This is a genomic window from Gordonia sp. VNK1 (assembly GCF_040049135.1).
Classification (GTDB): Bacteria; Actinomycetota; Actinomycetes; order Mycobacteriales; family Mycobacteriaceae; genus Gordonia; species Gordonia oleivorans.
The window spans coordinates 1-15,782 of record NZ_JBDZDJ010000038.1 but is presented as its reverse complement, the minus strand read 5'-3'; the positions used below and the strand labels follow the sequence as shown (position 1 = coordinate 15,782).

Annotated in this window: 8 protein-coding genes; 7 read left to right on the top strand and 1 reads right to left on the bottom strand. The window is 67.0% G+C overall.

Going from position 1 to position 15,782, the window contains the following annotated elements:
• Nucleotides 1-10: 10 nt before the first annotated feature.
• Nucleotides 11-3,385 carry an arabinosyltransferase domain-containing protein gene (locus tag ABLE94_RS25485; RefSeq protein ID WP_348810243.1) on the top strand — a complete coding sequence of 1,125 codons (3,375 nt, stop codon included), beginning with the start codon at nucleotides 11-13 and terminating at the stop codon, nucleotides 3,383-3,385.
• Nucleotides 3,378-6,743 (top strand): arabinosyltransferase domain-containing protein, encoded by a 3,366-nt coding sequence (locus ABLE94_RS25480; protein ID WP_348810242.1) that lies wholly within the window; start codon nucleotides 3,378-3,380, stop codon nucleotides 6,741-6,743. Before ABLE94_RS25485 ends, ABLE94_RS25480 begins: the two co-directional genes overlap by 8 nt.
• 258 nt (nucleotides 6,744-7,001) lie before the next feature.
• Here ABLE94_RS25480 and ABLE94_RS25475 read toward each other — a convergent pair whose 3' ends face one another.
• Nucleotides 7,002-10,349 (bottom strand): arabinosyltransferase domain-containing protein, encoded by a 3,348-nt coding sequence (locus ABLE94_RS25475; RefSeq protein WP_348810241.1) that lies wholly within the window; start codon nucleotides 10,347-10,349, stop codon nucleotides 7,002-7,004.
• Nucleotides 10,350-10,385: 36 nt separating this feature from the next.
• On the opposite strand from ABLE94_RS25475, the gene aroQ reads away from it, so the two are divergent.
• The 5 genes from aroQ to ABLE94_RS25450 all read left to right on the top strand — a co-directional run bounded on the left by aroQ (nucleotide 10,386) and on the right by ABLE94_RS25450 (nucleotide 15,575).
• The gene (gene aroQ, locus ABLE94_RS25470) at nucleotides 10,386-10,850 is read left to right on the top strand and encodes a type II 3-dehydroquinate dehydratase (protein WP_348807266.1); all 465 of its coding nucleotides are present in this window, start codon (nucleotides 10,386-10,388) and stop codon (nucleotides 10,848-10,850) included.
• A gap of 77 nt (nucleotides 10,851-10,927) precedes the next feature.
• Nucleotides 10,928-12,952 carry a protein kinase domain-containing protein gene (locus tag ABLE94_RS25465; RefSeq protein WP_348810240.1) on the top strand — a complete coding sequence of 675 codons (2,025 nt, stop codon included), beginning with the start codon at nucleotides 10,928-10,930 and terminating at the stop codon, nucleotides 12,950-12,952.
• A gap of 82 nt (nucleotides 12,953-13,034) precedes the next feature.
• On the top strand, nucleotides 13,035-13,487 hold the full coding sequence (locus tag ABLE94_RS25460; RefSeq protein ID WP_348807264.1) for an SRPBCC domain-containing protein: 453 nt from the start codon (nucleotides 13,035-13,037) through the stop codon (nucleotides 13,485-13,487).
• Nucleotides 13,480-13,803: an ArsR/SmtB family transcription factor gene (locus ABLE94_RS25455; protein ID WP_348807263.1), complete on the top strand. Its 324-nt coding sequence runs from the start codon at nucleotides 13,480-13,482 to the stop codon at nucleotides 13,801-13,803. The genes ABLE94_RS25460 and ABLE94_RS25455 overlap by 8 nt, the downstream gene beginning before the upstream one ends.
• 509 nt (nucleotides 13,804-14,312) lie before the next feature.
• Nucleotides 14,313-15,575, top strand: coding sequence for an HNH endonuclease (locus ABLE94_RS25450; protein ID WP_348810239.1), 1,263 nt, complete (start codon nucleotides 14,313-14,315; stop codon nucleotides 15,573-15,575).
• Nucleotides 15,576-15,782 lie beyond the last annotated feature (207 nt).

The following is a 15,782-nucleotide window of genomic DNA, read 5'->3' as shown; positions in this document are numbered from 1 at the left end:
TCCGACTGAGATGAGTGAGCCCCAGACGCCGACGTCCGTCACGCCCGATCGGCGTGGCGATACTCGTGCACTCCACATCGGCGGCCGCCGGATCCACTCCGATCCGAGGTTCTGGGCCCTGCTCAGCGCCGTCGCCGGGTGCGTCGCCGTCATCGCGGCCATCCTGACCCCGTTCCTGCCGGTCACCGCCCACACGGCCACCATCACGTGGCCGCAGGGTCAGTCGCAGCAGGCGACACCCGGGGTCACCGCGCCGCTGGCCGCGCAGACCGCCGCCAGGCTCGACGTCAGCGCCGACTGCGGACTCCTCTCCGACGCCGTGCGCGCAGCGGACACGAGTGGCCGCACCGTCCTGACGACCATGCCCGCCGACGCCCAGCGCGCCCGCGACAGCGCCCTGGTCATCACCGCCACCCGCACCGGGGTCACCGTGGTGACCCGCGGCACGGAGATCGCCGCGGCCACCGCCGACCAACTGACCACCTGCCGCCGGCTGCACGTGTGGTCGGCACGTGACGGGGTCGGCGCCCGATTCCTCGGCGTGGGCGGTCCGGACGCGGCGGGCACCGCCGAACCCGCCGACCAGCCACAAATCGCCGGGCTGTTCACCGATCTCGACTCGACCACCGGTCTGGCCGTGCGCGTCGACATCGACAACCGCTTCGACACCAGTCCGTCGGCGCTGAAACTCGTGGTGATGATCCTCGGGGTTCTCGCGGCGTTGCTGTCCTTCGTCGCGATCGCGGCCCTCGACGTCATCGGCGGATATCACCGGCGGATCGGCCGGATCGACGTCCGTCGACTGCTGATGCCGCGGGCCGTCGACATCGTCGTGACGGCGGTGCTGGTGATCTGGCATTTCCTGGGCGCCGGATCGTCGGATGACGGCTACATCCTCGGGATGGCGCGCAACAGCGTCGACGCCGGATACCTGGCCGATTATTACCGATTCTTCGGCATCCCCGAGGCGCCGTTCGACTGGTACTACTCCTTCCTCGCGCTCTGGTCGCAGGTGTCGACCGCCGGCGTGTGGATGCGGTTACCGGCCCTGCTGGCCGGGCTGGCGAGCTGGTTCATCCTCAGCCGCATCCTGCTGCCGCGACTCGGTGGCGCGATCCGCCGGTCGCAGTGGGCGATGTTCACCGCCGCGGCGGTCTTCGTGGCCTTCTGGATGCCGCTGTGCAGCGGGCTGCGCGCCGAACCGATCATCGTGCTGGGTTCGCTGCTCACCTGGTGGGGTGTCGAGCAGACAGTCGCCACCCGGCGACTGCTACCGGCCGCCGGTGCGACCCTCGCCGCCGGGATGACGTTGGCCCTGGCGCCGCACGGAGTGATTGCGGTCGCGCTGCTGCTGGCCGGTTCCCGGCCGATGCTGCGCACCCTGCGCCTGCGTTCGGCCGACCTGCACCTACGGTGGCGTGGCCGCACGCTGTGGGGATCGGGACTGGTGCCGCTGCTCGCGCCGCTCGCCGCGGCGGCCGGGCTCGTGGTGATGGTGGTCTTCCGCGACCAGAGCCTGGCCACCGTCGCCGAGGCGCTGCGCGTGCGGGAGACCGTCGGCCCGACACTGTCCTGGTACCAGGAGTTCCTCCGGTACTACTACCTCACCCTGACCACCACCGACGGCACCATGGTGCGTCGCGTTCCGGTGCTGCTGTTCTTCGCGGCGATCTTCGTGACCGTGGCGATCATGCTGCGCCGCAAACACATCCGCGGTGTCGACTCGGCACCGGTGTGGCGTCTCATCGGTGCCGTCGGACTGACCGTGCTGCTGCTGTCGTTCACCCCGACCAAGTGGACCGTGCAGTTCGGGATCTACACCGGACTCGCGGCGGCGATGGCCGCGGTGACCACGGTGGCGGTGGCGCAGATTGCCCGACGCTCACCACGCAATCTGTGGATCTACATCGCCGGCCTGATGTTCGTGTGCGCGGTGTCGGTGGCCGGCCAGAACGCCTGGGGCTGGGCCTACGACTTCGGTATCGCCTGGTTCGACAAGGCGCCCGTCCTCGCCGGCCGGCCGCTGTCGTCGGTGTTCCTGGTGCTCACGGTCCTGTCCCTGGCGGTCGCGGTGTGGTTCCACCTGCGCATCGACATCGACGCCGAAAAGGGTCGGGTGCGAACAGATTCCGCGTCGGCGGGTGGTTGGCGGACCGGTCTCGCCTCGGCGCCGATGGTGGTGATCGTCTCGGTGGTGGTGCTGGCCGAGTTGGTGCTGTTCGCCAAGGCCGCCGCCGACCGTAGTGACACCTACACCACCTTCGGGGCCAACGTCGCGGCCGTCACCGGCAACCCGTGTGGCATGGCCGACAAGGTGCTCGTCGAGCCGGACGCGAATGCCGGTGCGCTGCAACCGATCGGCACCACCGACATCTCCGCGGCGCTGGCCGGGGAACAGAGTGGCTTCACCCCCGACGGAGTCGCCGGCGACCTCACCCCGGAGTCGACGACGCTGGGCGCCGGAACCATCAACACCGCAGGCAATCTCGCGCGACCCTACGTGGTGACCGGGGGAATGCCCGGCACGATCGGCGGCGTCGGCCCGGCCGGGGTCAACGGCTCCACGGCGGCGCTGCCCTTCGGTCTGGACCCGGCCACCACACCGGTGCTCGGCAGTTACGGCCACGACAACGGCACCGCCGAATTGACCTCGCTGCCCTACCGTCTGCCGGCCCGCGATTCCTCACCGCTGATCGTCATCACCGCCGCCGGACCGGTGTTCTCGGTCGACCAGGACGGCGTGATCACCCCTGGCCGGTCATTGACCGTCGAGTTCGGCACGGTGTCGGGCAACGACTTCCGGCGCATCGGCGCGTCGTACGTGCCGATCGATCCCGGGCCCGACCGCCCGAATCGGCCGTGGCGGAATCTGCGCATCCCGATGTCCGCGGTGCCCGCGCAGGCCACCGCGATGCGGATCGTCGCCGTCGACGACAACCTGGCGAACGATCAGTGGCTGGCGTTCACCCCGCCGCGAGCTCCACAGCTGACGACCCTGCAGGACCTCGTCGGCTCCGACGCCCCGGTGCTGCTGGATCTGTCGGTGGGCAGCCAGTTCCCGTGCCAGCAGCCGGCCACCGTCAGCAACGGCGTCAGCCAGATCCCGCAGTGGCGGATCACCCCGGATCGCACGACGACCTTCTCCAAATCCAAGTCGTGGCAATCGGCGATCGGTGGTGGTGCCCTCACCACGGCCGATGCGTTGACGAAGCCGGACACGTTGGCGACGTATCTGGAGGGTGACTGGTACCGCGATTGGGGCAGCCTGCAACGGCTCACGCCGCTCGTGCCCGACGCCCCGGCGGCCCGGATCGGAACCGGCGAGGCGACACAATGGGGATGGACCCGCGACGGTGCGATCAGAGTGGTGGCAGAGAATGACTGACCGCGAGGTGACCGAGACCGGGGCATCCGAGACCAGGGCATCCGGGACCGGGGTGTCCGGGGCGGGGGTGTCCGACCGCAGAATCCGGATCGCTCGGATCGTTGCCGTCGTCGCCGGCGCCATCGGCATTCTGCTGGCCGTCGCGATGCCGCTGCTACCGGTGAGCTTCACCAAGGTGGTGCTCAACTGGCCGCAGCAGGGTGTCGAGAATGTGGTGGCGCCCAACGTGTCCTACACGCCGACGAACATGGACATCACGGTGCCGTGCCGGCTGGCCGCCGACCTGCCCGCAGAGGGTGGGGTCCTGGTGTCGACGGTCCCGCAGAGTGGGGTCGAGGCCGGCAAGGTGGGCCTGTTCGTCCGGGCCACCTCGGACCGTCTGCTGGTGACGCAGCGAAATGCGGTGCTGCTCAACGTGCCCCGGGAGCAGGCGCAGAGCACCCCGGACTGCACGGTGGTGATCCATGCCGACACCGGGGGCACCCGCGGCGAGATCCGGGGCCTGTCCACCGACGGTGGGGCACCCCCGAGCTTCGATCTGCGTGACCCCAACGCGCGACCACAGATCATCGGCGTCTTCACCGACCTGCCCAAGGATGTTGACGACCAAGGCCTCTCGTACAGCTCCACGGTGGACACTCGCTTCGTGTCGAGCCCGACGGCGCTGAAACTGATCGCCGCGATCGTCGGCGTGATCATGACGATCGCCTCCCTGGTCGCGTTGGCGATCCTCGACTCGCAGGATGGCCGCAAGGTGCGTCGCTGGCTGCCTCGACGGTGGTGGCGGATCACCCTCGCCGACGTGGTGGTCGTTGCCACCCTGGTGATCTGGCTGTTCATCGGTGGTAACACCGCCGACGACGGGTATCAGCTGACCGTCGGACGCATCGCGCCGGGCGCCGGGTACCTCGACAACTACTACCGGTATTTCGGTGTGCCGCAGGATCCGTTCGGATGGCACTACCAGTACCTCGCGCTGTGGATGCAGGTCAGTACGGCCACGCCGTGGTTGCGACTGCTGCCGTTATTGTTCGCCCTCGCCGGCTGGTTCCTGTTGTCGCGGGCCGCGTTCGGGCGGATCGGCGCGGCCGTGCGAACCTCGACCGCCGCACGGTGGGCGGGCGCGTTCGGCTTCCTGGCGGTGTGGCTGGCGTTCAACAACGGATTGCGGGTCGAGCCGATCCTGGCGGTCGGCATCCTCGCGACCTGGCTGCTCGTCGAACGCGCGGTGGCCACCGGTCGGCTGTTCCCGCTGACGCTGGCGATCATCGTCGCCGCGTTCACGCTGACCGTGCACCCGGCCGGCGCGATCGCCGCACTCGCACTCGTTGCGGCGTTGCGGCCCATCGTCACACGCCTGCGCTACCGCATCCGCCGCGACGGCTGGCTGCCGGTGCTGGTGCCGATTCTCGCGTCGGGTGTGCTGGTGCTGTACGAGATCTTCGCCGATCAGCCCCTCGCGTCGATCCTCGAGGGCGTCAAGGTGCAGGGCATCGTCGGACCCACCAACAAGTGGTGGACCGAGGCGATGCGGTACTACATCCTGCAGAATCCGACCACCGACGGGTCCATCGCCCGACGCATCGGCATCTTCGTGACCTTCCTCGCGGTGATCATCATCGTGCTCACCCTGCTGAGCAAACGCCGGGTGCCGCGCATCGCGACGGCACCACTGTGGCGAATGGTCGCCATCCTGGCCGGAGCCGTTCTGGTGCTGGCATTCTCGCCCACCAAGGCCACCCATCAGATGGGCGCGTTCGCCTGCATGACCGGCGTGCTGGTGGCGTCGGCGACGGCGATGATCTCGCCGCAGGTGATCCGACGGCGATGCAATCGCACGTTCATCGCGGCCGCCGCGACCTACGTGCTCGCCGTCACCTTCGCCGGCCGCAATCAGTGGTGGTACGTCGGCAGTTACGGAATCCCGTGGGGTGATGACACCCCCAACGTCGCGGGTATCGAACTGTACATTCCGATCCTGCTCGTCGCGGTGGCGCTGACGATTCTCGGTGCGTGGCAGTACTACCGCGACGACCGTCGCGCCCAGGCCGGCGAGCCGGTCGACGAGTCGAGCACGGGTGTGCGCGGGTGGCTCGGGCGGATGCCGACGTACTCGCTGGCCATCGTGTTGGCGATCGTGCTGGTGTTCAACATGATCTCGTTCGCGAAAGCGATTCAGACACAGCGCGGTTCGTGGTCATGGGCGAGTTCCAACGTCAATGCGCTGCGGGGCAATCCGTGCGCATTGGCCGACGCGGTACTCGTCGAGGCCGACCCGAACAAGGGAGTTCTCGCACCGGCACAGGTTGCCGGACAGAACAATCCGTCGCCCGGGGCGGCGTTGGCCGGCACCGGGATGACGGGCTTCACACCGAACGGCGTGGCCACCAATCTCGAGGACACCTACGACGATTCCGATGGCTCGGATGCGACCACGCAGGACCCGGCGCAGACCGAACCGACCACGTCGCAGGATCTGTCGGAGGGCACCGCGGGATCGTCCGACACCGGTGGCGGCACCACCGCCAATCAGGGTGTGAACGGTTCGTCGGTGAAACTGCCGTTCGGTCTGGATCAGTCCCGGGTGCCCGTCCTCGGAAGCTTCGGGGCGCCGAATGGCCGGGCGCAGTTGACCTCTGACTGGTATCAGTTGCCCGCACGCGGTGAGGACAAGCCCCTCGTCACGATGTCGGTGGCCGGGCAGGTGCAGTACGTGGACGAGCTCGCGGTGACGCATCCGGGGCAGAAGCTCACGGTGGAGTTCGGGCGGGTGGAGCCCGACGGACGGGTGACGACCGTCGCCTCGATGGTGCCGCTGGGTATCGACACCGCCCCCGAGTGGCGAAACCTGCGTTTCCCGTTGGAATCCGCGCCGCCGCGCGCCACTGTCGTGCGCGTCGTCGCTGCCGACACGAGCTCGGATCCGGCCCAGTGGCTGGCGCTCACCCCGCCGCGCGTCACGCCGATGACGACACTGAATGATCTTGTCGGCAGCGAGGATCCGGTGCTGTTGGACTGGGAGGTGGCCTTCGCCTTCCCATGTCAGCGGCCGGCCGGTGTGCACAACGGCATCCTGGAGGTTCCGCAGTGGCGGATCACCCCGGACGCCGAAGGTGAACGCGTGAACTCGCGGCGCTGGATGGCCGGTGACTACGGCGGCCCGCTCGGCATCGTCGAGAACGATCTGCGGCCGACGGTGTTGCCGTCCTACTTGCGCAACGCCTGGGCCAAGGACTGGGGGAGTCTGCAGAAGCTGACCCCGCTGGTCGATCAGGTTCCGGTGGCGAATCTCGAAGTGACGCAGGATGTCCACACCGGACTCTGGACCCCCGGACCGATGCGGGCGATCACCAACTGACGCTGACCGTGCTCACCGCCGCCGGTTGAGCACCATCCCCCCGCCGGTTGAGCGCCCGTCCCCCGCCGGTTGAGCGCCCATCCTCCCGCCGGTCGAGTAGCCCCGAGGAACGAGGGGCGTATCGAGACCACCGCAACGTGAAAGCGTTGGCCGGGCGGGCACCTACCACCGCCGGTCGAGCGCCCATCCCCCGCCGGTCGAGTAGCCCCGAGGAACGAGGGGCGTATCGAGACCACCCCAACGTGAAAGCGATCCAGCTCAGTACCGAATCGGCGCGGGACTCCACAGCCCGCTGCGGGTCTGTGTTCCGGTGGTGATGTCCGCGTTCGTGGTCACATCGTCGTACGGGACAAGACGTTCCAGCGATCCCCAGTCGCGTCCGACGTCGCCCTGCAGGTAAGTGCCGACGGCGGTCGGGTCGAGGAGGACCTGCTCCCACCCCAAGGGTCCGCCGCCGAAGCTGTCCTGCCACGCCGACACGGCGGCCGAGAGATCGGCGCCGGGTTCGATGCGCCACTGGGGGATTTCGGCGACGCCGTCGTGATGGGTGAAGGGACGTTGGCAGGGGAACACCAGGCCGGAGGTCCAGTCGACGTGCACCGGATCGCTGCTTCCGACAACCTCTTGCAGGGTCTGCATCTTCGGTAGCCGCGGCGGGGTGACCATGATGTAGCGGTCCTGGGACAGGTTGTCGTCGGTGGCGACGATGCGCACCGCGGTCACTCCATCGGGTAGGTCGCTGGTGGGTAGTCGCACGTTGCGCCACGACGGACGCGGACCGGGATCGATCATGTCCTTCGCGCCGGCGGCGGTGAGGTCTGCGTCCCGGGTGCCGTCACCGATGGGATCGGTGGTGTACTCGAGCTGCAGATTCTGCGGATAGTCGAACATCCCGGCCACCGAGAACGTCACCAGCGGGAACGACTTGTAGTCGGCGGGCATCCGGTACCAGCCGGAGGTGAGCCGCGCGGTGGTCTGGTCGGTATCCGAATAGCTGCCGAGCACAGGGGTTTTCGACCGGTCGAGCTCGAACGGCAACGATGCGTGGCTGCCGTTGATGCCGGGTGTGGTCTCCTCGCCACCGCCGGTGCCGCCGGCGTTGGCGATCAGCACATCCGGGTCGGCGGCGGCGTCGCCGGCGAGGACGCCGAGCGATCCGGCCGGGGCGTTCGCGTTGAGGTCGTCGTGCATACCGTCGGGGGTGAACCCCGTGGTCGCCTGCCGGGTCGAATCCGCGGGCTGCGTGGCGGGTCCGGCGAGCGGATCGGCCAGCGTCGAATCAACCGGGGTGAGTTGGTAATCGCTCGGGTTCTGCTCGACCCAGATCTTGTCGGCCATGCCGCACTGCTTGCCGGTCAGGGCCTCGAGGTTGGAACGCGGCACCGAATACGACTCGGCCTGATGGATTCCGGCGAAGGCGGCGGTGATCAGTTCGAAGGCCACCACCACCGCGGCCACCCAGGCCAGGGGAGACCCGGCCAGCGAATGCCAGACGCGTCGATACCAGGGATGCGGCCTCTCGGTCCAGTGGGCTTCTTCGTCGGCCTCCGGATCGGTGCCGGTGAACGGCTCCCGGAAGTGAAACCACAACGCCAGCAACAACAAGACCAGTGAGACGGCCAGCATCGCGGTGCCGATGCGGACGACGATGGTCACCTGGTCGACGCCCCACGGCATACCCCAGGCCGACGAGTAGTAGTACGAGTTGGGGCCGGTGAACGCAAGGCCGACGATGAAGAACACCAGCGCCGCGTACAGGGTGCGGTTGCGGCGTGAATGCATGGCGCTCTGGCTGGCCGCGATGGCGGCGATGGCCGCCAAAGCGGCTGCCAGACCGGCGAACACACCGAAGTGGTGGGTCCACTTGGTCGGGGTGAACATCAGGAACACCAACGACGCGAAGGTGATTCCGACGATGCGTCGGGACGGGCCGAGTGCCGTGCCCGGGATGCGGGACTTGCGGATCAGCACGGCCGCGGAGACCACCAGGCCGAGGATCATCGCGAGCACCGCGAAGCGTCGGGCGATGGAACCGTCGGCGGAGAACGCGAACAACGACGAGTAGCGATCGATCTCGTTGTACCAGTGCAGCGACGGCCCGAGCGCCGATTTCATGCTCGACGCCTCCATGAAGGAACGGAGCGTCAGATTGGAGAAGACGACGAAGACCACGAAGGTCCCGGCCGCCCCGATCGGGGCGAGCAGCGCCAGGTAGGCGCGCCAGCCACCACCGATGGCCCGGGCGCGTTTGATCAGCGCCAGGATCATCGGCCGCGCCCCGGCGATCAATGCGGCGACGGCGAGCAGACCGGTCGGACCGGCGGCGAGGCTGAACGCACCGAACAGGCACGCCAGCGCTGCGGGCAGGAGCCGGCCGGTCGCGATCGAGCGTTCCACCGAGCACCACGTCAGCAGCGCGCCGAGGCAGATGATCGGCTCCGGACGCAGGCCGTTGTTGAACGGGAACCACGACGCCAGGAACACGAAGGCGGCCGTCCAGCCCACCCCGGGGCGGATGATCGCGGCCCGACCGAGTCGCGGCAGCACCTCATGGCTGATGATCAACCACGAACAGATGCCACACAGCAGTGCCGGCAGCCGCATCCAGGGGCTGGCCACCGAGACGTGGCTGAGCAGTCCGAAGACCTGGTAATACCACCCGAACGGCGCTTCGGGTGCGCCGAACCACCGGAAGTAGTTGGCGGTGTACTCACTGTTCTGCGCGACCCGCGACATGGTGAGCAGATACCCGTCGTCGGAGGTGTTGGGTCCGACGAAATGCCAGATGATGAGCGCGCCGATGACCACGTAGTCGCGGGTATTCAGACGCCACCAGCGGGCCGGGAAGATACGACGGTGTTTGCGGCCGTCGGTCGAATCGAGCACCGCCAGCGCCGACAGTGACAGCAACGTGCAGATGATGCCGACGATGAGGACGAGCCACTTGAGGATCGTCGGCGTCGACGTGTATCGCGAGTCGATGGTGACGTGGGCCGTCAGCCCGGGGATCGCCGACGCCGCGCCGGAGAGGTCGGTGAACAGGCCGGTGACCTGCGGTCGCTGGTCGGAGGTGTAGAGCTCGCGGTCGGCGGTCGTTCCGGTGAGCGATTCGCCCTTGTCGTTGGTCATGCCGACGAACTCGGCGGTCACCTCGTCGTGATCGGCGTGCACGACGATCTCGCGGCAGTCCTGTGACCGGATCTGATCGAGCGTCGCCGACACGAGCGGCACGTTGCGGTTGACCACCTCGACGGTCTGCCCGCCGCCGGCCGGGCCGGTCGTGCGGATGAAGAGGCCACGTTCGGGTGCCTTCTCCGCGCCCTTGGGCGTGGTCGACAGCAGCACCGACTCGCCGGGCGTCAGGTCGTCGACCGCCGAGCACGGGACGCTCACGTCCAGGTCGATGGGTACGTAGCTGACCAGCGGCGCGGTCACCGAGGTGATCTCGCCGTGCTGCGGCCACGAGATCTCCGCGGTGGTCTGCTTGACCGGCATCAGGGGAGTCGCCAGAGCGAGGAACACCCCGAGCAGTCCGGTGATGATGGCGAGGAGTCTGGCTCGCCTTACCGTCGACGCTGCTGGCACAAAGAGTGATCGTAGTTGCATCACGCGACGCATTTCGCCGCCGGTACGCTGACCGTCATGTCGACCGATGCCGCTCCCGACGCCACACCCTTGCCGATCCTGCTGCTCAACGGCCCGAACCTGAACACGCTCGGCTTGCGGCAGCCCGAGATCTACGGTGCCGACACCCTCGCCGACGTCGTCGACCTGGCCGAACGTACCGCCGCCGAACTCGGCTACGGACTGCGTGCCGCCCAGACCAATCATGAGGGCGAGATGATCGACTGGATTCACGAGGCGCGTGGGAACGTGTCCGGCATCGTGATCAACCCGGCCGGCTGGACGCACACCTCCGTCGCCCTGGCCGACGCACTCGTCATCCCCGAGGTTCCGGTGATGGAGGTGCACATCAGCAATGTGCACAAGCGCGAGGCGTTCCGGCATCACTCGTATGTCTCGCCGATCGCGGCCGGCATCGTCGTCGGCTACGGCATCCGGGGCTATGAGTTCGCCATCCGACGATTGGTCGAGTTGGTCGGTTGACGAGCTGACGCGGTTCTTCCCGTTCGGACTGGCGTCGGTATTCTGCTGCGAACCGTAGTAGATCGAGGGGGACGGTCATGCAGCCCGACGAGGAATTCGCCGGTTACCGGGTGGTGCGCACGCTGGGGTCGAGCCGCACCGGGACGATGTATGAGGCCGAGTATCTGGAGGACGGGTCTCGGGTCGCGCTGCATGTGATCGAGCCCGATCGTGGTGGGCCTGTGCCCGAGCAGTTCATCGCTTCGATGCGAGCGGTGTCGGGGCTGTCGCATCCGAGCATTGCGACGATCACCCGGTTCGGGGTGGAGGGTGACCTCGCGTCCGGTGGGGTGCCGTGGTGCGCGACGGAGTTCGTCGACGGGCCGGACCTGGCCCACGCCGGCGGACTGTCGCCGACCGACCTGTCGCGGGTCGTCGGCGATGTGGCCGCGGCGTTGGATGCGGCGCACGCCCAAGGTGTTCTCCATCGGGCGGTGACGCCGGCGAACGTGATCGTGACACGCGGCGACGACGGTGCCATCGCTCGGGTGGTGGTGACCGACTTCGGTGTTGCCGGCGCTGATTCGGGTCCGGAGTCGTTGTCGTTCGCGGCGCCGGAGTTGTTGCAGGGTGGGATGCCGTCGCCGGCGTCGGATCAGTATGCGTTGGCGGTGCTGGTATTCGCCTGCCTCACAGGACGACTCCCGTTCGAGGCGCCGACCCCGGCGGGACTGATGATGGCGCAGTTGTCGGCGCCGGTGCCGTCGGTGGGTGATCCGGCGGTCGATGCGGTGCTGGCGCGTGCGTTGGCGAAGGATCCGCGGGCGCGGTTCGTGTCGTGTGGTGAGTTCGCGGGTGCGTTGAAAGCTGCTGTGGGGGTTGCGGGTTCGGTTGGGCAGCGCAGTGTGTCGTTGACCAAGGAGGCGGGTGCGCCGGCTGCTCCCGTTGCGCCGGGTGGGCCGGTGGTTCCGCCTGCCCGACCCTCGTCGCGGCGGAAGTGGTTGTGGGCCATTCCTGTTGGTGTGGTGGCGCTGCTTGCGGTGATCGCGATCGTCGCGGTGGTGGTCGTGCGGGGTGGTGGTGGCGACCCCGATCCTCGTCAGATCGCCAATCCGGCCGCGGGATCGAATTGGACGGCTGTGGACGGATTCATGGGAACCGCTTGCGGCGTCGACGGCGGCGAGTTGTACTGCTGGGCCGACGAGGAGTGGTCGCACACGTACATCGACTTCTTCCCCGATGCGAACCCTGCGCCATTCGGCTCGCTACAGGATGTCACCGACGTCAGCTTTGATGGCAAGGCGGGCTGTGCGGTCGCGGGTGGGGAGGTGTACTGCTGGGGCAGCTACGGGTCTGCCGACTACTCGCCGCCGGTGACCACGCCCACCCGACTGGCCGGCATCGACAAGGTGACAAAGATCGTCGGCGCGTCGACGGGGTGTGCACTGAGCGAAGGTGACGTCTACTGCTGGGGCCACAACAAGGGCTACCGGGTGGCCGACTCGCTGGAGTACCCCGACGACACGGACTACGTTGCCGTACCGACCAAGGTGCCCGGACTCGGTCATGTCACGGACGTCGCGATCTCGGGTTCTGCGTATTGCGCGTTGAGCGACGGCACGCCCTACTGCTGGGGAAACAATGCGTACGGGCTCCTCGGCAACGGCCGCGTCGACGAGAACGCAGTGGAGTCGACTCCACGACCGGTCGTCGATACGACCGGGATTGCCGGCATCACCAAGATCAGCGGTGGCGGCGGAGCATTCTGCGTCCTGCAGAATGGCACCCCGGAATGTTGGGGCCACCTTCTCGGCGATGACGGTCAGTACGCCGACGTGCCGAAGCCCACCCCGGTGCCCGGTGTCCATGGGTACCTGGACATCGCTGTCGGTTCGGGACCGCTCATCTGTGGAATCTCGTCTGCTCACGAGGTCTATTGCTGGGGCAGCAACTACGACTACATTCCCAACCCCAACGGCACTCTGGGGGACAACGTCCCGACACCGGTGAAAATCGACGGGCTCGACGGTGCCTCGAAAGTGGTGGTGCCATTCCGAGGTATGTGCGCGATCCGCAGCGGTGATCTGTTCTGCATGGGGCTCCTCAAGCCGCCGGGGCACTGACTAACTGCAACCGGGGGGTTGCATTGAGGTGGATTGAGTGCAACCATAGAGTTGCATATAACCGATCAATCCAGGAGTCGCCATGTCCACCACCGATTTCGACCGCATTGAGCACCAGGTCACCATCAGCGCCCCCATCGACCGCGTGTGGGCGCTGGTCAGTGAACCGGGCTGGTACATCAACGATCGCGCACTCACCGAACATCGCATCGAGACCCGCGGCGACGTCACCATCGTCCACGACCCGACTCACGGCTCCTTCGCCATGCGGATCATCGAACTCGACGAACCTCGGTACGCCGCCTTCCGATGGCTGACCGATGCCGAGAATCTGGACAGCGCAGCGACTCTCGTCGAGTTCTGGCTGACCCAGACCGACGGCGGTGTCGAGCTCAAGGTCGCCGAGAGCGGATTCGCCTCGCTGGACGAACCCGAGATGGATCGTCGTTCACGTTTCGACGATCACAGCGAGGGCTGGCGACTCGAACTGAATCTCGCCAAAGAAGCTCTCACCGAATCGACTTCGCATGCCTGAGGTCTCGTCGCCGGTCGACGTCTTCGCGGCTTTGGCCGACGACAGCCGTTGGCAGGTCCTCGCAGAACTCGGCCGCCGGCCAGCATCGGCGTCGGCGCTGGCAGACCGACTGCCCATCACACGCCAGGCCATCGCGAAACACCTGCGGATACTTGCCGACGTCGGACTCGTCGAGCCGATGAAGGTGGGGCGCGAAATCCGTTACGAGGCAGTCGGAGCGCGGTTGTCCGATGTCGCGCGCCAGCTGGAGAAGATCGCCGGTGGGTGGGAGCGACGGCTCTCGCGCATCAAGGATCTCGCCGAGGGCGACGACTGACCGAGGTTGCGACTCGCCTTCGGGTTGCTGGGTCGTGGATCCGACGGTGACAGTCCTGCCGAACCGACAGCGCCCGGTTCTTCACTGACAGCGCTCTCTATTCCGTTGACAGCGCTCTTGGCTACGTTGACAGCGCCCTGAACCTCGTTGACAGCGCTCTGTTTTCGGTGATGCGACCCCGCCCCGCCGGTCGAGCCGACCCCATCCCGCCGGTCGAGCCGACCCATCCCGCCGGTCGAGCCGACCCCATCCCGCCGGTCGAGCCGACCCCATCCCGCCGGTCGAGCCGGACGGAGCGCTAGCGAAGTCCGAGTCGAGACCTCGCAACATGATGCTGGAACCCCCACCACCACAACATCTCCCACGAAACGCGCCGCGCCATACCACACCCCACCGACAAGAAGATCCCGCCACGAACAAGTTATCCATAGATCAAAAGTTATGCACAGCAACAGGATTCAGAGAACTGACCCTTGCGCCGACCGCCAACGAGGCGTATTTTGGTGTACATGACATCGGGGGAACTTGACATCACCATCGACTTGTTATCGGAACTCGACTTCACCAACGGCAGCCTCACCGGCGACGACGCAAAGAGCGCACTGCACGCCATCCTGCTGATCCGCAATCTGGTCGATCACCACGCCAGTGTGCTTGTCGGACTCTGTGATCACCTCAAGGTCGCAGAGAAGGAGGGTCGCAAACTCCAGGAGTTGTTGCACGAATGGGGTGTCGCGCCGGCTTCCGCGTCCCGCATGATCCGCCTGGGCACCACGCCCGACATCGGCCGCGTGTACCGCCACACCTCGTTGGGCACATTGTCGGCCGAACACGCCGACGCCATCGTCCGAGGCTTGACGCACATCGAGAAACGTTCCGGCGAACCCGTCACGGCTGATGAACGCGACGCACACGCCATTGCCCTACTCGGGCACGCCACCGCCGGCTTCACTCCCGCCGAAATCCGCGAGTACGCCAAGAGCCGCGGCAACCAGCAGGCCGACGACACCGACGGCCTACCGGCCGGCGAAGATCGCTCCATCAACACCTTCGACTTCCACGACTCCGACGACGGACGACTCACCGTCACCGGCGACCTGCATGCCGTGCTCGGGGAGAAGTTGAGGACGGCGATCGAAGTGCTGTCCGCACCGCGACCCCAACCCGACGGTTCCCGCGATCCGCGCACCGCAGGTCAGATGCGTGCCGACGCCCTCGAGATCATCCTCGACACCGCCGCCCGCGCCGCCGCAGGCGAACACAGCGACGACGGACCACGCATGCCCACCGAGTTGGTCAACCTCACCATCCCCACCGGCACACCATCATTGGCATCGTTGCAGTTCATGGGATCGGTCACCGAAGCCACCGCCCGCAAACTGTGCTGCGACGCCACCGTCGGCGTCATGATCGTCAGCAAAGACGAGGTACCACTATCGCTCGGGCGGACCATCCGACTGTTCAACCGGGCCCAACGACGCGCGTTGGCACACCGCGACAAAGGATGTATCAAGTGTGGGGCACCGCCCTCACGAACCCAGGCGCACCATATCGTCCATTGGATCGACGGCGGCGAAACCTGTTTGGAGAACGGCGCTTTGCTCTGTTCGTCCTGTCATGACGATGTCCACCATAACGGATGGGACGTCGTCATGGGAGCCGATCACCACCCGTGGTTGATCCCACCGGAAAGTGTTGACCCACAACGCAGATGGTTGCGGTCGTATCACCGTAGGACCATGACATTGGATGGATTGCCGGGTGTGGCATGAGGATCCGGTTCCAGCCTTGCCTTGCGGAGGTCTGGACACGGCTCGTCGTTTCGACGGAGCTCAACGCGGCGGCTAGCGCTCCTCACCGGCTAATGGGGGGAACTACTGGGTCTGGTTGACGTGAGTTGGCAGACTTGGTGGTGGTAGCTGCTACTGGGTGAGCACTCTTACCGGCTGGGCCTCGAGAGAGAGTTCTGGGTCGAGACC

Bases quoted from the DNA above. Each gene is read 5' to 3' on its own strand.
- ABLE94_RS25485 (WP_348810243.1), top strand. From the start codon at position 11: ATGAGTGAGCCCCAGACGCCGACGTCCGTCACGCCCGATCGGCGTGGC.
- ABLE94_RS25480 (WP_348810242.1), top strand. From the start codon at position 3,378: ATGACTGACCGCGAGGTGACCGAGACCGGGGCATCCGAGACCAGGGCA.
- ABLE94_RS25475 (WP_348810241.1), bottom strand. From the start codon at position 10,349: ATGCAACTACGATCACTCTTTGTGCCAGCAGCGTCGACGGTAAGGCGA.
- aroQ (WP_348807266.1), top strand. From the start codon at position 10,386: ATGTCGACCGATGCCGCTCCCGACGCCACACCCTTGCCGATCCTGCTG.
- ABLE94_RS25465 (WP_348810240.1), top strand. From the start codon at position 10,928: ATGCAGCCCGACGAGGAATTCGCCGGTTACCGGGTGGTGCGCACGCTG.
- ABLE94_RS25460 (WP_348807264.1), top strand. From the start codon at position 13,035: ATGTCCACCACCGATTTCGACCGCATTGAGCACCAGGTCACCATCAGC.
- ABLE94_RS25455 (WP_348807263.1), top strand. From the start codon at position 13,480: ATGCCTGAGGTCTCGTCGCCGGTCGACGTCTTCGCGGCTTTGGCCGAC.
- ABLE94_RS25450 (WP_348810239.1), top strand. From the start codon at position 14,313: ATGACATCGGGGGAACTTGACATCACCATCGACTTGTTATCGGAACTC.